The following is a 19,014-nucleotide window of genomic DNA, read 5'->3' as shown; positions in this document are numbered from 1 at the left end:
GGAGGGCCGAAGTGCCCCCTCCCGGGCCCACTCCGGGCGTCACAGCGTGCCGGGCGTGAAGCGCCGCAGGTCGAGCGTGCACGGGAACTCGCCGTCCGAGGGTCCCCAGGCGGGGTGCGCCTGCAGGGCGTCGACGTCGATCGGCCCGGGGGTGTGGCCGGTCGTCGAGAAGCGGGCCGCGCGGCGGGACTCGGCGGCCACGGCGTTGACCGGACGGTCGTCGTACGCCCGGCCGCCGGGGTGGACGACGCCGTAGCGGAACCCGCCGAGCGAGCGTCCGTTCCACAGATCGACGACGTCGAAGGTGAGCGGGGCATGGACGCCCATCGTGGGATGCAGCGCCGACCACGGTGCCCAGGCCCGGAACCGCACGCCGCCGACGAACGCGTCGGCCGAGCTCGTGCCGAGCGCTCCCCAGCCGGTCGTCGCCATCCGCCGCAGCGGCACGGGCACCCCGTTGCAGGTCAGGACGTGGCGACCCTCGACGAGACCGGTCGCGGCGATCTGCACGCGTTCGACGGACGAGTCGACGTAGCGCGCGGTGCCCGACCCGGTCATCTCCTCGCCGAGGACGTGCCACGGCTCGATGGCGGTGCGCAGTTCGAGGTGGACACCGGCCACCTCGGTCTCGCCGAGGCGGGGGAAGCGGAACTCCAGGAACGGGTCGAGCCAGGCGGGATCGAACCGCTGGTCGGTGAAGGTGGCGAGGTGGTCGTCGAGGTCGCGCACGACGTCGGCGAGGTCGCCCGCGGCGTACGCGGGCAGGAGGAAGCGGTCGTGCAGCCGCGTCCCCCAGCGCACGAGTCGTCCGGTGTACGGCTTCTCCCAGAACCGGGCCAGGAGGGTGCGCACGAGCAGCGCCTGCGTGAGGGCCATCCGGGCGTGCGGCGGCATCTCGAAGCCGCGCAGTTCCAGCAGTCCCAGCCGGCCACGGTTCGAGTCGGGGCTGTACAGCTTGTCGATGCAGAACTCGGCGCGGTGCGTGTTCCCGGTCAGGTCGGTGAGGAGATGCCGCAGCAGCCTGTCGGTGATCCACGGCGGGGTCGGGAACGGATCGGGCTGCGACCCGGTGACGTGCAGCGCCGACCGCAGGTCGGCCAGCAGGCCCTGGTCGGGTTCGGAGACGCGTTCGAGTTCGGCAAAGGCCAGTTCGAGCTCGTAGAGCGTCTCGGGTCGTCCTTCGTCGACGCGCGGCGCCTGGGACGTGGGGCCGATGAAGCGGCCGGAGAACACGTACGACAGCGAGGGGTGATGCTGCCAGAACGTGATCAGCGAGCGCAGCACGTCGGGCCGGCGCAGCAGCGGCGAGTCGGCCGGGGTGGCGCCGCCGATGGTGAAGTGGTTTCCGCCGCCGGTTCCGGTGTGCGAGCCGTCCACGTCGAACTTCTCGGTCGTGAGCCGTGCCTGCTTCGCGTCCTCGTACAGGGTCGTGACGAGTTCGCGCTGCTCGGCCCACGACGAGGTCGGCTGCACGTTGACCTCGATCACGCCGGGGTCGGGCGTCACCGACAGCGATGCGATGCGTTGGTCGGACGGCAGCCCGTACCCCTCGAGGACGATGGGCAGGCCCAGTTCGGCGACCGCGTCCTCCAGGACCGCGACGAGTTCGAGCGCGAGTTCGGGATCGCGCAGCGGCGGCAGGAAGCAGAACAGGTGGCCGTCGCGCACCTCCAACGCCAGGGCGTGGCGGGGGGCGTCGGCGATGTCGAGGATCGCGGCCGGCGCCGAGGCGAGGTCGTCGACGTCGGGGAGGGCGTCGCCGGGCGGGGTGAACCCGTCGGGCTCGGGCTCGTCCTCGGGCGGCTGCCAGGCCAGGGAGTTCAGCGGGAGCCGGCTGCCGATCGACGACGTGCCCGGGATGAGGAAGACGTGGGTCCGGCGGGTGCGCCAGCGGGCGGTCCCCCACCCGGATCCGTCGGGCGCGACGAAGAGGGGAACGACGTATCCTGCGGGCACCCCGGGGTCGGCCGAGAACTCGTTGGCCATCCGTGCCCGTGCGGCGGCCAGCGCGACGTCGGGATCGGCAGGGTCGAGGTCGGCTGCGGGGCGGTCTCCCTGCGGCTGCTGCGACTCGGCCCACAACTGGTGCAGCGGGTCCTCGTGGACCGGGCGGGCGAAGTCGGTGGGGATGCCGAGCCGGCGTGCCACCGACCAGGCGAGGTCGCGGACCGTCCGGGCGACGGTGGCCGGGTCGCCGGTGACGACGGGCGGGCTCCACGGGTCGTCCAGCAGGGTGGCGTCGCGCCAGATCGGCTCGCCGTCGGTGCGCCAGTTCAGCTCGATCTTCCAGCGGGGCAGGGGCTCGCCGGGGTATTGCTTGCCCTCGCCGTGGAACAGGACGGTCCCGGTGCCCCAGCGATCCCGCAGCCGGCGGGCGAGGCCTGCTGCGAGGCGACGCTTCCCGGCTCCGTCGGCGGCGGACTCCCACTCGGCCGACACGGAGTCGTCCACCGACACGAAGGTCGGCTCGCCGCCCATGGTGAGCCGGACGTCCCCCGCGGCGAGGCGGGAGTCGACGAGGTCGCCGAGGCGGTCGATGGCCTCCCACTGGGTGTCGGTGTAGGGGAGGGTGACGCGGGGGTCCTCGAAGATGCGGCGGACGCTGTTGTCGAAGCGGGCCGTCACCTGGACGGGATCGGTCGTGCCTTCGATCGGGGCGGCGCTGGTGGGGTGCGGGGTCGCCGACAGGGGGATGTGTCCCTCGCCGGCGAACAGGCCGCTGGTCGCGTCCATGCCGATCCATCCCGCGCCGGGGATGAACACCTCGGCCCAGGCGTGCAGATCGGTGAAGTCGGCGTCGGGCCCGGCCGGGCCGTCCAGCGGTTTCTCGTCGGCCGCCAACTGCACGAGGTAGCCCGACACGAAGCGGGCCGCCAGGCCGAGCTGACGCAGGATCGACACGAGCAGCCAGGCCGAGTCGCGGCAGGAGCCGAGGGCGGCGTCGAGGGTGACGTCGGGCGTCTGGACGCCCGCCTCCATGCGGACGGTGTAGGCGATGTCGCGGTTGACGGCCTGGTTCAGGTGGACGAGGAAGTCGACGATGCGCAGGTCGGTGGCGTCGCCGGGGAGATTGCGGGCGAGCCATTCGCGGACGAGCGGGCCGGGGCCCTCCCCGCACGTCTCGTCGACCGGGGCGAGGTACGGAGCGAGGTCGGCCAGCAGGTCGGGCGGGTACGCGAACCCGTACTTCTCGGCGTAGCTCTCGACGAAGAAGTCGAACGGGTTGACGACGGTCATGTCGGCGACGACGTCGACCACGAAGCGCAGTTCGCTCACCGGCTCGGGGAAGACGAGGCGTGCGACGTAGTTCCCGAAGGGATCCTGCTGCCAGTTGATGAAGTGATCCGGCGGGTCCACGGTCAGCGAGTAGGACTCGATGGGCGTGCGACAGTGCGGCGCGGGTCGCAGTCGCACCGTGTGAGGGTGCACCGACACGGGCCGGTCGAATGTGTAGACCGTCGAATGCTCGATGGCGACCTTGATCGTCACCTGTCGAACGTTAGCCGCTGGGCGGCGCTGCGCCGCGTCGTGAACGGCGCGGTCACATTCCCGTAACACGGAAGGGACCGGCGACGCGGCGGCGGGCTCGATCCCGCGTCGAGACGGGCGGCGACGAGCGGTTCGTCGGACGCCGGCGCGCGGCTGCCGGGGACGGCGTCAGGCCCAGCTCCACGTCGCGCCCGGGCGCCCGCGTCCGCGGACGACCTCGCGGCCGCTCACGCGCAGCTTCGGAATGGTCGCGAGCCGCCGGTTGAGGTTGCCCCGGTCGGGGACGGTCCGGGTGAGGGACTCGGTGAGTGCGATCGCCGTGGACACGGGGAAGGTGGGGCCGGTCAGGGCCCTGGTGAAATCGAGGTTGCGCCACAGCATCTCGGCGAGCATGGGGCGGCACACCTCGATGATGCGGTTGTGGTCGAACGCCAGCGGTGGCACGTCGTCCAGGGAGACCCAGGTGCCGCCGGGGCCGTCGGCGACCGCCCACATGGCCACGGACAGCGTGGCGCCGCGCGGGTCACGCGCCGGCTCGTCGAAGACGATGAGTTGACCGAGGGCGCGTGGCGCGCCCCAGCCGAGCTTGTCGCGCAGGGCGCGCTCGGCCGCGTGGGCGAGGCGTTCGCCTTCCAGCAGGACGACGCCGGGCAGGGCGAGCTGTCCGGTGAAGGGTTCCTGCGTGCGCGTGGTCACCGCGACCTCGACCCCCATCTTCTGGGGGTTGAAACGCAGTGTCACGGCGTCGACCGAGACCTTCGAAGAGCGGGGCTCCGCCGATGCGGCACTCCGAATAGTATTACTCATCAAAACTAATAATATGTGCTGAGCCGGGCTCGGAAGGCGAAGTCCAGGAAATCTCCGACCCGGCGTCCGGGCCAGGCCTCAGGCGGCGCCGGGAGCGGCCCGGGCGTCGTCGCGGGCGAACTCGGCGGCGGGAATCCTGGCCGTGGCAAGGGCGAACCCCACGGCGGTGAGGAGGTAGCCGACACCGAAGAGGACGAAGACCGTCGTCGATGCGCCGTCGGGGGGCAGCAGGAGGGCGGCGAGCGCGGCGCTGCCGACCTGGACGACGTTGAACAGCATGTCGTACCAGATGAAGACGCGTCCCTTGTACTCGTCGTCGATGTGGGTCTGGACGAGGGTGTCGACACAGATCTTGATGGACTGCGCGAGCACTCCGATGAGGCCCGCGGCGACGAACAGGGCGACCGGGACGAAGATCGATCCGGGCACGATCTGGAAGACCCCGCAGCCCACGAGCAGGACGAGGATCCAGCGTTTCAGCCCCATCCAGCGCGTGAGCAGCGGGGTGACGAAGGAGGCGGCGATGAACCCGGCGGCGGTCGCGGCGCCCCACACGCCGAGGTCGGCGAGGGCGGGCGTGACCTCGTCGACGCGGTGGAAGTACGTGCGGAACAGCAGGATCACGCCGACGGACGCCGCGCCGTGCCAGATCCGGTGGACGCCGATGGTGGCGAGCCCGATGGCGGCAGGGCGCCGCGCCGCGATGTGCCGCAGCGCGGCGGTGAGCCCGCCGAGGACGGATCGCGCGGAGGCGGGGCGCGCCGCGTCCGCCCGCGGGCCCAGGGCGTCGCGGGTGAAGCCGAGCGAGATGGTCAGGCTCAGCGCGAACCCGGCCGCGGCGACGGTGAACAGCAGGGCGTCGGCGCGGTACGTCGGCCACACCGTCGAGAGGGTGAGCCGTGCGATGGTGGCGGCGCCGCCGCCCAGCGCGGTTCCGATGGGGCCGACGATGGGCATGACGGAGTTCGCCGTCAGGTACTCGTCGGGGTCGATCGTGTGCTCCAGGCTCGCCGACAGCCCGGCCAGCATGAACCGGTTGAGGCTCATGGACACGAGGACGAGTGCGAAGAACGCCGCGTCGCGCCACCCGCCGCGTACGCCGGTGACGATGAGCGCTCCCAGCGAGAGGCAGACGACGGCCCGGACGAGGTCCGTCACGACGATGACCTGGCGCCGGTTCCAGCGGTCGAGCAGACCGCTGACGAACGGGCCGAGGAGGGAGAACGGCAGCAACGCGATCGCGAGGATCGTGACGATCGACCAGGCGTCCGGTTGGGACTGTGGCGAGAACAGCACGTACGCGGCCGTCGTCACCTGCGTGAGCCCGTCGGCGGACTGGGTTGCGATGCGGACGGCGAGAAGCCGCCGGAATCGGCGGTGACGCCACAGGCGCCGGAGCCCGGCGAGGCGGTTCACCAGTACATCCCTCCCGGCTTCGGCGCGAGGTAGGAGCCCTGGAAAAGCACCAGGGGGCTACGGCACAACGCCAGCAACCCCCTAGGCAATGCTGAGGAACCCCCTCAGTGGTTTTAGTATGCAACACCAGCCAACGTGCGTCAGTCTGTCAGACATCTTCGTTGCCAAAGCGTTATCAAACCTGAAGGTCTGCTGAAATCCGCCCAAGCGTCACCGGCGGTGCGACAAGGAGCGGACGATGAGGTCTCCTGTGGTCTGGATGGCCTGGACGATGAGGACGAGGGCCGCGATCGACAGCAGCAGGACGGGCGTGTTGAACCGCTGATACCCGTAGCGGATAGCGAAATCGCCGACGCCGCCGCCACCGATGGTGCCCGCCATCGCGGAGTACCCGATGAGCATGACGAAGGTCAGCGTCGCCCCGGCGACGAGCCCGGGCAGCGCCTCGGGGAGCATCACCTTCCACACGATCTGCCGGGTCGAGGCGCCCATGACCTGCGCCGCCTCGATCTTGCCCTGCGGGATCTCCAGCAGGGCGTTCTCGACGACTCGTGCGAAGAACGGGATGGCGCCGAGGGCGAGGGGGACGATCGCGGCGGTCGGCCCGTAGGCGGTGCCGACGATCCAGCGGGTCACGGGGATCAGCGCGATCAGCAGGATGAGGAACGGCAGCGACCGGACCACGTTGATGATCGCCCCGAACACCTGGTAGAACGCGCGGTGCGGGCGCAGTCCGCCCGGCGCGGTGAGGCGCAGCGCCACCCCGCAGGCGATGCCGAACACGACGGTCGCGAGGAACGCGATCGAGCACATCCAGCCGGTCTCGGCGAGAGCCGCCAGGAGCTCGGGCAGGGCCTCGACGGGTGATTTCTGATTCATGGCCTGGACACCATCACTCCCTGTGCGGCGAGGAAGCCGACGAATCTGTCGTGATCGGGCCCGTCGAGGGGCCGGCTGAGCGCGACGCGCAGGCGTCCGGCGGTCCGGCCGCCGACCTGCTCGACGCTTCCGGACAGGATCGACACGTCGAGCCCCAGCTCGCGGGACGCGTGGGACAGCACGGGCTCGGTGGCCGATTCGGAGCGGAAGCTGAGGATGTACTCGACGGAGGGTTCGGAGTCCGTCGGCCGGCCCACGGGAATGAGCTGCTCCGCGAGGCGCGAGCCGGGGTCGGCCAGCAGGTCGGCCAGCCGGCCGGACTCGACCAGTCTCCCGTCCTCCATCAGCCCGGCGGAATCGCAGATCCGCCGGACGACGCCGGACTCGTGGGTGATGAGGACGACGGTGACGCCGGTGGTCTCGTTGACGACCTTGATGAGGTCGAGGATCTGCTCCGTCGTGGCCGGGTCGAGGGCGCTCGTCGCCTCGTCGCACAGCAGCACGCTGGGGTGGGCGGCGAGGGCGCGGGCGATCCCGACCCGCTGCTTCTGGCCGCCCGAGAGCTGCGACGGGAAGGCGTTGGCGCGGTCGGTGAGCCCGACGAGGTCGAGGAGCTCGGCCACCCGCGCCCTGCGCTCGGAGCGGCCCACCCCGGTGATCTCCAGCGGGAACGCGATGTTGTCGCTGACGGTCCGCGCATGGAACAGGTTGAAGTGCTGGAACACCGTCCCGATCCGCTGGCGGGCCGATCGCAGGTCGGCGTCGGAGAGGCCGACGAGTTCCAGCCCGTCGACCGTGATCGTCCCCGACGTGGGGCGTTCGAGCAGGTTGAGGCAGCGGAGCAGGGTGGTCTTCCCCGCCCCGCTGCGTCCGAGAATCCCGTGGATCTCCCCGGAGCCGACCGTCAGTGAGACGTCGTCGACGGCGGTGACGGTCATGCCCCGGTTCTCGTAGACCTTGGTGACGGAGTCGACGACGATCATGTCAGGCGTTCACCGGCAGGACGGAGCCCTTGTAGGTCTGCGTGATGTACTCGGCGATCTCGCTGCTGGTGAGCGCCTCGGCGAGCTTGGTCACCCGCGGGTCGTCCTTCAGGGTGTCCTTCACGACGAGGACGTTCGCGTAGGGGTTGTCCGTGGCGGACTCCAGGACGAGGGCGTCCTTCTCGGGAGTGAGCCCCGCTTCCAGCGCGTAGTTGCCGTTGATGATCGAGAGGGTGACCTTCGCGTCGTCCAGCGAGCCGGGGAGGTTGCGTCGTTCGAGGGTGACGAAGGAGATCTTCTTCGGGTTGTCGGTGATGTTCTTCGTCGTCACCTGCGAGTAGTCGAGGTCGGGGTCGGTGGCCTTCACGTCGAGCGTGACGAGACCGGCGTCGGCGAGCAGGAACAGCGCGCGGGCCTGGTTGGTGGCGTCGGACGGGATGGCGATGGTCGCTCCCTCGGGGGTGTCGGCGACCGCGGAGACCTTCTTCGAGTACAGCCCGAGCGGCTCGACGTGGACGGCCGCGACGCTCACGAGCGGGGCGTTGTCGTGCTGGGCGTTCCAGTCCTTGAGGTACGGGACGTGCTGGAAGAAGTTGGCGTCGACGTCCCCGTCGAGGACGAGTTGGTTCTGGTCGATGTCGCCGGTGGCCTCGCGGAGCGTGATCTTGACGTCGCCGAGCAGATTGCTGTCGATGGCGTGCTGGATGATCTCGGAGTGCGGCGTCGAGTCGGCGATCACGGTGAGGGGCGTGCTGGTGTCGCTGCTGGCGGTGCTGGACGTGTTGGCGCCGCAGGCGGCGAGGCCGGCGGCGAGGACGGTCGCGCCGAGGGCGGCGACGATGCGGGTGAGTCGTGACATGGTGGTACCTCGCTGAGAATCAGGATTCGTGCGGAGCGGCGCAACCTGACAGCACGGCGCACATGACTCGGACCTGGGCGATCTGCGCCCTGGGCGGTTTGGGGCGTGCTGTCAGCGGGGCATTCGCGCACAGCAGTCACACATCATCCGCATGGCGCGGACGTAGGAAGCTGTGCTCAACACGGTGACGACACTAATCGCGCCGCCGGGAGGAGGCAAATCGTCCGCCGGCGACCTCCGGGCGTCCTTGCCGTGGGTGCGTCGCGGCCGGTCGGGCGTCCTCGCTCCGCGTAGCTACCCCTCGGCCGGGAAGCTACCGGGGGACGGGTAGCGTCCCGGCCTTGGCGTAGCGACGTGGCCGGAGCGTAGCGAGGGGGGACGCCAACACCGGCGGTTCCGCGCCCGCATCCCCGTCGCCCGGGCAACGTCTCGGCCGCACCGACGACACCGCGACGGGATCCGGCGACGGTGCGGGCAACGTCGCGCGGGCAGCATCGCGTCATGACGACATGGACAGGATCGACAGGCGCCGACCTGGCGCGATGGTGGGCGGGCGGCGCGGACGCCGAGCTGCCGCCGGCATGGCGAGGCCACCCGGCACTGGCGGCCCGGCGGACGGTGTCCGAGGCCGAAGAGGCGGCCCGGACGGGTTCGGACGCCGTTCTGGCCGCTCTGCTGCGTCTGCTGCAGGACGGCGAGCAGCAGGCAGGGCTCGTGGTGATGAAGGCCTTGTGGACGAGGCTTGCGCGTGCCGCCCGCGGGCGGTCGGCGCGGGCCGACGAGCTCGCGGCGCCGTTCTGGCTCGTGATGGCGGCCTACCCGCTCGACCGCCGGCCCGCGCGGATCGCCGCCAACCTCGTCTGGGACACCCTCAAGGCCGCGCGGACCGACCCGCGCGAGCGGCCCGTGGCGCCCGAGACGATGGACTCCCTGGCGACGGCGCCGGCGGCGGACCCGGTCCCGACCGGTGATCGCGTCCTCGCCCGGGCGCAGCGGCTCGGCCTCATCGACGGTCGTGCGGCCCGCATCCTGTCCAGCGTGTATCTCGACGGGATGCCGGGCCGCGTGGCCGCCGTGCGGCACGTCACGACCGAGACCGCGATCCGCTGGCGGTGCAGTTCGTCGGTGCGCCGCCTCGCCGCCAACGCCGAGCGTCTCCTGGCCGCGTGAGGGGGCGACGTGATCAGCCCGTCCCAGTACGCTACCCCCGTGACCGTACGCTGTTTCGGGACCGGCGACGCGCTGTACGAGGCGTACCACGACGACGAGTGGGGACGCCCCGTCCACGGCGACGCCGACCTGTTCGAGCGGTTCAGCCTGGAGGCCTTCCAGTCCGGTCTCTCCTGGCTCACGATCCTGCGCAAGCGGGAGGGGTTCCGCCGGGCCTTCGCGGGGTTCGATCCGGCCGCGGTGGCGGAGTTCGCCGCCGCGGACGTCGACCGGCTCCTCCTCGACGCCGCCATCGTCCGCAACCGGCGCAAGATCGAGGCGGTGATCGCGAATGCGCGGGCGCTGGTGGCCCTGCAGGGTTCCGGCCGGACGCTCACCGACCTCGTGTGGAGCCATCGTCCCGCGCGGCATCGGCGGCCCCGGTCCCTCGCGGAGCTGCCGGCGACGACGCCCGAGTCGGTGTCCCTGGCGAAGGCGCTGAAGGCGGTCGGGTTCGTGTTCGTGGGCCCGACCACCGCATACGCGTCGATGCAGGCGTGCGGGATCGTCAACGACCACCTGGTCGGGTGCCCGGCGGGCACGCAGGCCGCGGCCGGGGCGTGACGCTTCGGCGCGCGTGAGAGGTGTGCCGCCCGGCCCGGGCAGGCTCCTCCGCGTCAGGCGTGGACCAGGCCCGACTCGAAGGCGAACAGGACCAGCCCGACGCGGTCGCGGCACTGCAGCTTCGCCAGCAGCCGGCCGATGTGGGTCTTGACGGTGCCTTCGGCCATGTACAGCGTCCCGGCGATCTCGGAGTTCGTCGCCCCCTTGGCGATCTCGACGAGAACCTCGCGCTCGCGGTCGGTGAGGAGTTCCAGCCGCGGGTCGGGGGTGATCGGCCCGGCGGGCAGCGTGGGCACCACATGATCGAGGAGGCGCCGGGTCGTGGAGGGCGCCATCACGGCGTCACCCGCGTTGACGTTGCGGATCGCGTTCAGCAGGTCGGCGGGCCGGGCGTCCTTCAGCAGGAACCCCGACGCTCCGGCGCGCAGCGCGGCGAACGCGTACTCGTCCAGGTCGAACGTCGTGAGGACGAGCACCTTCGTCCCGACACCGGCGGAGATGATCCGGCGGGTCGCCTCGACACCGTCCATGATCGGCATCCGGATGTCCATGAGGACGACGTCGACCTTGATGGCGGTCACGCGGCGGACCGCCTCGTCCCCGTCGGCCGCCTCGCCGACGACCACGAGGTCGTCCTCGGCCTCGATGAGCATGCGGAACCCGCTGCGCACCAGGGACTGGTCGTCAGCGAGAAAGACCTTGATGGGTTCGCTCACCGGGCATCTCCTACGATCGACGTGCAGGGACATTCTGCCGCACGCTGGGCTGACGCATCTGATACGGCAGCGTCGCACGCACGCGGAATCCACCCTCGGGGTGCGGCTCGGCCAGGAGCCGCCCGCCCATCGCCTGCACCCGTTCGGCCATGCCGCGCAGGCCGTGGCCGCGGCCGTCGCTCCCCGCCGCCGCGCCGAGCCCGTTGTCCGACACGTCCAGATCGACGCGGCCGGGCGTGAACATGACGAGGACGCGGGCCGTCGCCTGAGGCCCGGCGTGCTTGAGGAAGTTGGTGAGCGCCTCCTGCACGATGCGGTACACCGTGAGGCCGAGGGCGGGCGGCAGATCGGGGACCTGGCCGCGGACGTCCAGGGTCGCCCGGTCGGTCGTGCGGCGGACGAGTTCGGGCAGGTCGGCCAGGCCCGGTGCGGGGGCGAACGCCGCCGGTTCGGCCTCGGGGCCCGACCGCAGCACGCCGACGATGCGGCGCATCTCCTGCAGCGCCTCGCGCCCGGTCTCGGCGATGACGTCGAGCGACTCCGCGGCGGCCTCGGGGTGCTTGCGGGCCAGGGCCCGGCCCCCCTCGGCCTGCACGATCATCACCGACAGCGAATGGGCGACGATGTCGTGGAGCTCACGGGCGATCTGGTTGCGGGCGTTGACCTCGGCCGACCGGATTCGCTGCTCCCGCTCGGCGATCTCCAGTTGCTGGCGTTGCCACACGGCCATCCGTGCCTGCGCGTTGGCGGCCTCGGAGTCGTGCAGCCGGCGTCCGATCGCGTACGGGGTGACGACCGCCCCGAAGCACAGGAAGGCGAGGATCAGCAGGTAGGTGGAGACCGACGGCCAGTCGGAGCCGGGGTAGAACCAGCCCGAGAACAGGACCCACTGCAACGGCCCGGCGATCGACCCCACCCCGCCGGCGTACAGGACGGTGCGGGAGATGCGTCCGGGAACGCGGCGGGCGACCGCGTAGGCCGTCAGCGGAACGGCCAGCAGCGCGGGCAACGGGCCCGTCGAGCCGATCAGCATGACGATCCCCCCGGCGATCACACCGGCCATCATCAGCAGCGGGGCGTGCCGCCGGGCGACGACCGACACCGCCATCAGGGTCGACCCGACCAGCATCGCGATATCGCGCAGCGGATCGGACATCCCCATGCCGATCCCGATCACGAACGGCAGCACGGTGAAGGACATCATGCCCAGTGCCATGCCGCCGTCGATCGCCCAGTCGTGCCGCGACGCGCCGGGCGGGAAAAGGGAACGGGACAGATCCTGCATCGGTCCCAAGACTAGGAGTTACAGGCAACACGGCACGTACGCCCGTGGTCTGTCCTCACCCAGACCACGGGCGTCATTTCGTGTCGCGCAGGTCCGCGGCGGCGGCGGACCCGTCGCCGCTAGAGCCCTTCCACCTCGGGGTTGACCGCGTGGAGAGTGGGCACGCGCCCCAGGAAGCGGGCGATGTCCGCGGCACCGATCTCGGCCGCGAGTTCGGCCGCCTGCTTGCTGCCTCCGCCGAGGTGCGGCGTCATGGTCAGGTTCCGCGTCGTCAGCAGCCGGGACCCCTCGGGGAGGGGTTCGGACGGCAGGACGTCGCACGCCGCCGCGTACAGGTGCTCCGAGTCGAGTGCGTCGCACAGGGCGTCGTAGTCGAGCAGTCCGCCACGCGCGCAGTTGACCAGGATCGACCCCTCGGGCATCCGGGCGATCTGGGCGGCGCCGATCATGTGGTAGTTGTCGGGAGTCTCGCGCGCATGGATGGACAGGATCGCCGCCCGCCCCAGCAGGTCGTCCAGCGACCCGACGAGCTCGACGCCCTCGGCCACCTGGCCGGGGGAGAGGAACGGGTCGTAGACCGCGACCGTGGCCCCCATCGCCTGCAGGATCGCTGCGACCCGCGACCCGACCGCGCCGTAGCCGACGAGGCCGACGGTCTTGCCGCGCACCTCCGGCCCGACGAGGTCGTAGCGGTACAGGTCGCCGCGCCAGATCCCGGCCTTGAGCTCCGCATCGCGCTGCGAGACCTGCCGCACGGCCGCCAGGATCATCGCGATCGTGTGCTCGGTGGTCGCCGTCGCGTTGCGTCCGGGCGTGCGGGTGACGAGCACGCCGTGCTCGGTCGCCGCCGGGATCGACACGTTCACCGGGCCGCCGCGGCAGATCACGATCATGCGCAGGTCCGGCGCGTTCTCGATCACCGTCCGGGTGAATCCATGGGTGTGCGAGAACGCGACGGTCACGCCCTGCAACGCCGCGATGAGCTCGTCACGGTCGCCGGCCGCCTCCCGCACGTCCTCGACGTCGGTGAGGGGGGTGTCGGGCCAGGGGCCCGTCAGCTCCGCCGTCTCGGCGTCGGGGACGTGACGCGCGAGGGCGGCACGGAGGATGGCGGACGTGACGAACCCGTCGCCGGCGAGCAGAACCTTGACCACTGTCGTCCCTTCGCTCACTCGCCCTGCGAGGCCGAGCGCAGCGCCCGCATCGCGGGCCACACCGGCCGGACGGCTTCGCGCGACGCCACGTACACGTCGAAGGTCTTCTGGTAGATCGCCAGGTTCTCGGGGTCGGGTGCGAACGAGGTGAGATCGGAGGCGAGCATGCCGGCCGCCGAGGTCAGATCCGCTGCCTCGCCGGCCGTGACCAGGGCGTAGACCGCTGCCCCGCGGGCGCCGGCCTCGGGAGCGTCCTGCCGGACCACGGTCTGCCCGGTGGCGTCGGCGAGGATCTGGCACACCAGGTCGGAGCGGAAGCCGCCGCCGGACACGATGAGGTCGCCGGTGAGCTCCAGCGTCCGAACGCACTCGACCAGGCTGAACGCGACGCCCTCGTACACCGAGCGCAGGATCTCCGCCGGGCTCGTCGTGATGGACATGCCCAGCCAGGAGGCCGACGCGTTGGTGTCGAGGAACGGCGCGCGCTCCCCGCCCGGGGACGCATAGGGCAGGTAGATCACGCCGCCCGAACCCGCCGGGACCGTACGCGCCTGCTTCTCGATCTCGTCCCATTCCTTGTCGGACAGGCCGAGCGTGTCGCGGATCCAGTCGAGGTTCGGCGTGCCCGTCATGGGCGGCAGGAACTCCAGCACCTGTGTGCCCTGGCCCGTCGCGAGCACCATCGACACATCGGTGCGCCGTTCGGCGACCGAGCCGAGAAGCGCGCCGACGAAGCCCGTCGTGCCCAGGATCAGCCAGCCCTGACCGTCCTCGACGGCGCCCAGGCCGGCGCCGGTCACGGCCACGTCGATCTGGCCGATGCCGACCGGCGTCCCCTCGGGAAGCCCGGTCTTCGCCGCCGCGGCGGCGGTCAGGGTGCCGCCGTCGCCGTGTGCCGGACGGATCTCGGGCACGAGGCGGAACGCGTCGCTCAGCCCCAGCTTCTCGGCGAGCTCGGCCGAGTACCCGCCGACCGTGCGGACGTCCAGGAAGTTGCGGGACGCCTCGGTGTAGTCGGTGGCGATGACGCCGGTCAGGTTGTAGCGCAGCCAGTCCTTGCAGTACGCGAGCCAGCCGGCGTTCGCCAGGGACTCGGGCTCGGTCTCGGCGAACTCGGCGAGCAGCACCGGCGCGAGGCCGGGGAAGGTCGTCGTCCCGGTGACCTCCAGGACGGCGTCGGCCTTGCCGTCCTCGAGCCACTGCGCGACGCGTTCGGGCGCACGCCCGTCCAGCCAGATGGCGGCCTTGCGGACGGGCCGGCCGTCGGTGCCGACGAGCCAGCAGCCGTCGCCCTGGCCCGTGAGCCCGATGGACACGACCTGCGTCCCGGCGGGGAGCGCATCGGCGACGCCCTTGAGGCAGGCGGCGACGCCCTCCCAGATGAGAGTCATGTCCTGTTCGGCCTCGCCCCCCTTGCCGTACTCGACGGGGACGCCTTCCTTGTGCGAGGCGACGATGTTGCCGGACAGGTCGAAGGCGACGGCCTTCACTGCGGTGGTACCACCATCGACACCGATGACGACCTTGGCCACGGGATCTCCTTTGACTGTGGGGAAAAGCTGAGCAATTCCTTTGCGGACAAGCGGAAACGACCGCCCTGCCGCCATATCGCGGAGTATAGGTTCGGCCGTCCCCGGAGCGAGACGGCCCGATCGAGCCGGCTCATATGTGGGCTGGGAGGCCGCTGCCCCGGACCGTTCGGACCGCCCGGACGGGGTGACCGCGGGGAGACCCACGGACCTCGGCGGGTGGCGATCGCCCTTTGCCGATTCGAGATTCCGGCGGTCGGCCCGCTGGCATGGGTTGTGACCCTGTGGGCCGGGCGGCTACTTTTGTGCCAAGATGGCTGCCCCCACCGAACCCGTGAGGCTGCCGGGAACACTCGCCTTTGTCGCGGCCCGGCGAGCCGGCTCGGACGCGAGACTGCTGACCCTGCTGGACGACATGTGGCGAGACCCGGCGGGGTACGAGACGTTGGAGGACGCCGGCCTGGTACGCCGGACGATCCTCGGCTTCAAATACTGGGTGGACGAGCCCGGCCCGGACTCGGTGCGCTACTGGGCCGAGAGCCACACCCTGTCCTACAGCGCCTGCGCCTACCTCGCGGGCCGGTTCTTCCCCGCCGAGCAGTTCGTGAGTTCCGGCGTGCGCGGCGCCGAGCTCGCCCGCAAGGCCGAGCACAGGATCCTCACCTGGCTCTCCCGGTGCTACCGGTTCGGCATGAGCGAGTGGCTGACGGCGCAGACGCTCGTCGAGGTGCTCGCGACCCTCGTCGTCCTCGTCGATCGCGCCCCCGACGAGGATCTCGTGCAACGCGCCAAGATGGTGCTGGACGTCGTCCTGCTGGATGTCGCGCTGTACGGCTTCGAGGGGGACTTCGCTCCGGCGGCGGCCCGGGTCACGCCCGATCCGGGGATGCGGTCGATCCTCTCCTGGCTGCGGGACACGCCGGTCCGCGACGCCGCCGACCCCCTGGTCGCGCGCGTCGTCGCAGGAGGCGGCTACGACCTGCCGCCGGTGCTGCAGCGGATCGCCTACGACGATCAGGCGTCCACGTCGTGGAGCACGTTCGGCCTCAACCCGTCCGACATCGAGCGCGAGACCTGCGGCCAGGTCGATCAGGCGTGCCTGCTGGCATGGCAGATCGGCGCGTACACGTGTCCCGAGACGGTGAAGTGGTCGGCGCACGGCTACCGGAAGTGGGCGCTGACCGGCAACCGGGCGCTGGCACCGGTGAAGCGGTTCGCGTCGCCCCTGACCCGGCTGCTGCCGGCGACCGGAGACGCGCAGTTCCCCCGGGCGCGGTTCACGAGCTTCCGGACGCGGCACTACCAACTGTCGAGCGTGCAGTCCTATCGCGTGGGGCAGATCGGGGACGCCCGCCCCTGGCAGGCGGTGCTCCCGGGCGGCATCCACATCACGTCCGTCCACCCGAGCCGACCCGATGCGCCGCGTGGCAGCGGGCTGCTGCCCTCGGTGGGGCAGCACGAACACGTGCTGCTGGCGATGTACGACACGCGCCATCGCGATGTCGGGGAGGGCTCGAAGGTGATCGTGCCGTTCAGCCGCTGCGACGAGGCCAGACTGGGGCGGACCTGGATGGCGGCGCAGGTGCGCGGCACCTTCCTCGGGTTGCTGTCGGCGGCGCCGCTGGAGCTGTCGGCCCGCGACGAGGTGGCCCAGCGGGGGCCGGTGACCGGATGGGCGGTCGTGATGGGCGACCGCAGCCAGTCGAGTTCGCTGACCGACTTCGTCCGGATGCTGAAGGCCTCGAGCCTGTCCGTCGACCGCGACGCCCTCCACCTCCGCCTCGCCGACCTGGGCCACTACTCGCTCAACCCGGAGGGGTCGCTGACGGAGCCGCACGGGCTGGTGGTGCATCCGGCAGGCCGGCACCGCAATCCCTGGGTCCGCCCCTTCGCGGCCGCCGGTCGCCTGGACGTCGAGTGCGGCGGCCGCACTCTTCACCTGGACTGGGATCGGGCGTCCCGCGTGTGGACCTGACGGCCGGGCCGACCGGACTCGCGGTGCCCACCGGTGTCGCTCAGCGGCGCAGGCTACGCTCGACCCCATGAAGAAGCTCCTGGTCCTGGTGGGCGCTCTGACCGTGGTGGTTGTCGTCATCCTCAAGGTGCAGAACGACCGTGCACGGGCGGAGGCCGAGCTGTGGGCGGAGGCGACCGCGGCCCCGAGCGCCTGACAGATCCCGGCCCGGCGCACGGGACCGGCGGCCCCCGGGTCGCGCCGCGCGGACGAGGCGGATCGGCGACCGCGGACCGCGACCGCGCCGGTCGGCACTTCGCTCATGTGTGCGGAGCGTGCGCAGACGTCCCTCGATCGGACGGGTGACTGGAAGATAGGCTGAGTGGCGTGCCGACAAGGACGTCGGCTGAATCGGAGGAGGCAAAGTGGCCAAGGTCAAGAAGATCATCAACGATACCGAGAACATCGTGAGCGAGGTCCTCGACGGGTACGTCGCGGCCTCCATGGGCAAGCTGGCGCGGGTCAGCGATCGCGTTCTCGCACGGACCGACATCGAGCCCGGCAAGGTCGGCCTCGTCATCGGCGGCGGATCGGGACACGAGCCCGTCTACACCTCCTACGTCGGCAAGGGCCTCGCCGACGCATCGGTCGCGGGCAACATCTTCGCGGCGCCGGCGCCGCAGTTCGTGACGGCCGCGGTCGAGCTGGCCGACAAGGGCAAGGGCGTCCTGCTGGTCTACGGCAACTACGCCGGTGACGTGCTCAACTTCGACCTCGGGGCCGAAGACGCCACCGACGACACGGGCGTCGAGGTGCGCACGGTCCTGGTGGCCGACGACTGCGCGACCCCCGATCTGGAGACCCGGCGCGGCATCGGCGGCGGTTTCTATCAGGTGAAGATCGCCGGCGCGGCCTGTGCCGAGGCGGCGTCCCTCGAAGAGGCCGAGGCGGCTGTGAAGAAGTGCCAGGCCAATCTGCGGACGCTCGGCGTCGCGGTCTCCGCGGGCTCGCTGCCCGAGACCGGTGAGCCCACCTTCACGCTGGGCGACGACGAGATCGAGATCGGTCTCGGCGCGCACGGCGAGGTCGGCGTGGAGCGGTCGAAGCTGATGCCGGCCGACGTCCTCACCACGAAGATGATCGACCATCTCGTGGCGGACCTGCCCTACAAGAAGGGCGACCGCGTCGCGATGCTCGTCAACAACCTGGGCGCCACGACCCAGATGGAGCTCATGATCGTGACGCGCAAGGCGTACCAGTTGCTGGGAGACCTGGGGATCGAGATCGCGCGCTGCGACATCGGCGCGTACTTCTGCAGCCAGGAGATGGCGGGATTCTCCATCTCGCTGTTGAAGCTCGACGATCAGCTCGAGCATCTGCTCAACGCGCCGTGCGAGAGCATCACGTTCAGTCAGGGGTGACTATGGAGCTTACGATCGAGCAGACCCGAGGGATGCTGGCGGCGATGTGCGACGCCATCATCGCCAACGTCGACATCCTCACGAAAGCCGACCAGGCGATCGGGGACGGCGACCACGGCGTCGGCATGTCCCGAGGGTTCAAGGCGGCCAAGGAGGCCATCGAAGGGGCCGAGCCTGCGACCGTCGGGGACCTGTTCAAAGCGGGCGGGTCGGCAATCATGGCCACCAGCGGTGGAGCCTCGGGGGTGATCTTCGGCATGTTCCTGAAGGCGCCTGCCCGGACCTTCACCGGTGACACCCTGGACGCCGCGGGCTACGCGACCTGGCTCGCCGCCGCGGCGGCGCAGATCCAGGCGCGCGGCAAGGCCAAACCTGGGGACAAGACGATGGTGGATGCCGTCGTGCCGGCGGCCGAGGCGGCCGAGGAGGCGGTGCCGAAGGGGCTGCTGGCCGTGGCCGAGGCCGCGGCGGAGGGCGCCCACAAGGGCAAGGACGACACCGTCGACATGATCGCCACGTTCGGCAAGGCGAAGGCTCTCGGCGAGCGTGCGAAGGGACACCCCGACCCCGGCGCGGTGTCGACGACCATTCTGTTGGACACGGCGCTGGCCTACCTGAAGACCCTCGGGTAGGGCACCGCCCCGACAGCTCGACACGGCCCCCGGCGATCGCGCCGGGGGTCGTGTCCTGTCCGCGGCGGCCCACTGACCGAGCGTCCCTTCACTGCGGCCGCGGTGTGCGCAAGGATC

General features: G+C 71.1%; 16 protein-coding genes. 6 read left to right on the top strand and 10 right to left on the bottom strand.

The genetic code is table 11. The annotated features are described in order from the left end of the window. Positions 1-39: 39 nt before the first annotated feature. The 6 genes from G555_RS0102370 to G555_RS0102345 all read right to left on the bottom strand — a co-directional run bounded on the left by G555_RS0102370 (position 40) and on the right by G555_RS0102345 (position 8,433). Entirely contained in the window at positions 40-3,489 is a 3,450-nt protein-coding gene (locus tag G555_RS0102370; RefSeq protein WP_028707631.1) for a transglutaminase family protein, read from the bottom strand. Between the two features lie 168 nt (positions 3,490-3,657). After that, on the bottom strand, positions 3,658-4,296 hold the full coding sequence (locus G555_RS0102365; RefSeq protein ID WP_051208254.1) for an NUDIX hydrolase: 639 nt from the start codon (positions 4,294-4,296) through the stop codon (positions 3,658-3,660). Between the two features lie 78 nt (positions 4,297-4,374). Continuing rightward, positions 4,375-5,712, bottom strand: coding sequence for an MFS transporter (locus tag G555_RS0102360; protein WP_036920710.1), 1,338 nt, complete (start codon positions 5,710-5,712; stop codon positions 4,375-4,377). A gap of 210 nt (positions 5,713-5,922) precedes the next feature. Beyond that, on the bottom strand, positions 5,923-6,591 hold the full coding sequence (locus G555_RS0102355; RefSeq protein WP_028707628.1) for a methionine ABC transporter permease: 669 nt from the start codon (positions 6,589-6,591) through the stop codon (positions 5,923-5,925). After that, positions 6,588-7,574: a methionine ABC transporter ATP-binding protein gene (locus tag G555_RS0102350; protein ID WP_028707627.1), complete on the bottom strand. Its 987-nt coding sequence runs from the start codon at positions 7,572-7,574 to the stop codon at positions 6,588-6,590. Before G555_RS0102350 ends, G555_RS0102355 begins: the two co-directional genes overlap by 4 nt. Position 7,575: 1 nt before the next feature. Beyond that, positions 7,576-8,433, bottom strand: a complete 858-nt coding sequence (locus G555_RS0102345; RefSeq protein WP_028707626.1) for a MetQ/NlpA family ABC transporter substrate-binding protein — start codon at positions 8,431-8,433, stop codon at positions 7,576-7,578. A 501-nt stretch (positions 8,434-8,934) separates the two neighbouring features. Between G555_RS0102345 and G555_RS0102340 the strand changes: the two genes are divergently transcribed. Beyond that, positions 8,935-9,603 (top strand): hypothetical protein, encoded by a 669-nt coding sequence (locus G555_RS0102340; protein ID WP_028707625.1) that lies wholly within the window; start codon positions 8,935-8,937, stop codon positions 9,601-9,603. A 39-nt stretch (positions 9,604-9,642) separates the two neighbouring features. Next, positions 9,643-10,206, top strand: coding sequence for a DNA-3-methyladenine glycosylase I (locus G555_RS17415; RefSeq protein ID WP_036920708.1), 564 nt, complete (start codon positions 9,643-9,645; stop codon positions 10,204-10,206). A gap of 53 nt (positions 10,207-10,259) precedes the next feature. On the opposite strand, the gene G555_RS0102330 is transcribed toward G555_RS17415, so the two are convergent. The 4 genes from G555_RS0102330 to G555_RS0102315 form a co-directional block, all read right to left on the bottom strand. Next, positions 10,260-10,922, bottom strand: coding sequence for a response regulator (locus G555_RS0102330; RefSeq protein WP_028707624.1), 663 nt, complete (start codon positions 10,920-10,922; stop codon positions 10,260-10,262). A 10-nt stretch (positions 10,923-10,932) separates the two neighbouring features. Continuing rightward, positions 10,933-12,207 (bottom strand): sensor histidine kinase, encoded by a 1,275-nt coding sequence (locus G555_RS17410; RefSeq protein ID WP_051208251.1) that lies wholly within the window; start codon positions 12,205-12,207, stop codon positions 10,933-10,935. A 119-nt stretch (positions 12,208-12,326) separates the two neighbouring features. Then, complete coding sequence (locus tag G555_RS0102320) at positions 12,327-13,361, bottom strand: 2-hydroxyacid dehydrogenase (protein ID WP_245581174.1); 1,035 nt, start codon at positions 13,359-13,361, stop codon at positions 12,327-12,329. Positions 13,362-13,375: 14 nt separating this feature from the next. Further along, the gene (locus tag G555_RS0102315) at positions 13,376-14,893 is read right to left on the bottom strand and encodes an FGGY family carbohydrate kinase (RefSeq protein WP_028707622.1); all 1,518 of its coding nucleotides are present in this window, start codon (positions 14,891-14,893) and stop codon (positions 13,376-13,378) included. A gap of 310 nt (positions 14,894-15,203) precedes the next feature. Between G555_RS0102315 and G555_RS0102310 the strand changes: the two genes are divergently transcribed. From G555_RS0102310 to dhaL, 4 genes are all read left to right on the top strand, one after another. Then, positions 15,204-16,865: a hypothetical protein gene (locus G555_RS0102310; protein ID WP_156887389.1), complete on the top strand. Its 1,662-nt coding sequence runs from the start codon at positions 15,204-15,206 to the stop codon at positions 16,863-16,865. A 67-nt stretch (positions 16,866-16,932) separates the two neighbouring features. Then, a complete protein-coding gene (locus G555_RS22750; protein WP_211223146.1) occupies positions 16,933-17,061 on the top strand; it encodes a DLW-39 family protein in 129 nt (42 codons plus the stop codon). 208 nt (positions 17,062-17,269) lie between these two features. Beyond that, positions 17,270-18,265 carry a dihydroxyacetone kinase subunit DhaK gene (locus G555_RS0102300; protein ID WP_028707620.1) on the top strand — a complete coding sequence of 332 codons (996 nt, stop codon included), beginning with the start codon at positions 17,270-17,272 and terminating at the stop codon, positions 18,263-18,265. 2 nt (positions 18,266-18,267) lie between these two features. Continuing rightward, complete coding sequence (dhaL, locus tag G555_RS0102295; protein WP_051208249.1) at positions 18,268-18,897, top strand: dihydroxyacetone kinase subunit DhaL; 630 nt, start codon at positions 18,268-18,270, stop codon at positions 18,895-18,897. Positions 18,898-19,014: the final 117 nt, after the last annotated feature.

The organism is Propionicicella superfundia DSM 22317, assembly GCF_000423465.1.
In the GTDB taxonomy this organism is placed as follows: domain Bacteria; phylum Actinomycetota; class Actinomycetes; order Propionibacteriales; family Propionibacteriaceae; genus Propionicicella; species Propionicicella superfundia.
Note: the sequence above shows the minus strand (reverse complement) of the source record. Positions and strands in the feature narration are given on the sequence as shown.

What these genes read in the sequence shown, in the direction of transcription:
- G555_RS0102345 (WP_028707626.1), bottom strand. Translation starts at nt 8,433, where the DNA reads ATGTCACGACTCACCCGCATCGTCGCCGCCCTCGGCGCGACCGTCCTC.
- G555_RS0102340 (WP_028707625.1), top strand. Translation starts at nt 8,935, where the DNA reads ATGACGACATGGACAGGATCGACAGGCGCCGACCTGGCGCGATGGTGG.
- G555_RS0102355 (WP_028707628.1), bottom strand. Translation starts at nt 6,591, where the DNA reads ATGAATCAGAAATCACCCGTCGAGGCCCTGCCCGAGCTCCTGGCGGCT.
- G555_RS0102350 (WP_028707627.1), bottom strand. Translation starts at nt 7,574, where the DNA reads ATGATCGTCGTCGACTCCGTCACCAAGGTCTACGAGAACCGGGGCATG.
- G555_RS0102365 (WP_051208254.1), bottom strand. Translation starts at nt 4,296, where the DNA reads ATGAGTAATACTATTCGGAGTGCCGCATCGGCGGAGCCCCGCTCTTCG.
- G555_RS0102310 (WP_156887389.1), top strand. Translation starts at nt 15,204, where the DNA reads ATGGCTGCCCCCACCGAACCCGTGAGGCTGCCGGGAACACTCGCCTTT.
- G555_RS22750 (WP_211223146.1), top strand. Translation starts at nt 16,933, where the DNA reads ATGAAGAAGCTCCTGGTCCTGGTGGGCGCTCTGACCGTGGTGGTTGTC.
- G555_RS17410 (WP_051208251.1), bottom strand. Translation starts at nt 12,207, where the DNA reads ATGCAGGATCTGTCCCGTTCCCTTTTCCCGCCCGGCGCGTCGCGGCAC.
- dhaL (WP_051208249.1), top strand. Translation starts at nt 18,268, where the DNA reads ATGGAGCTTACGATCGAGCAGACCCGAGGGATGCTGGCGGCGATGTGC.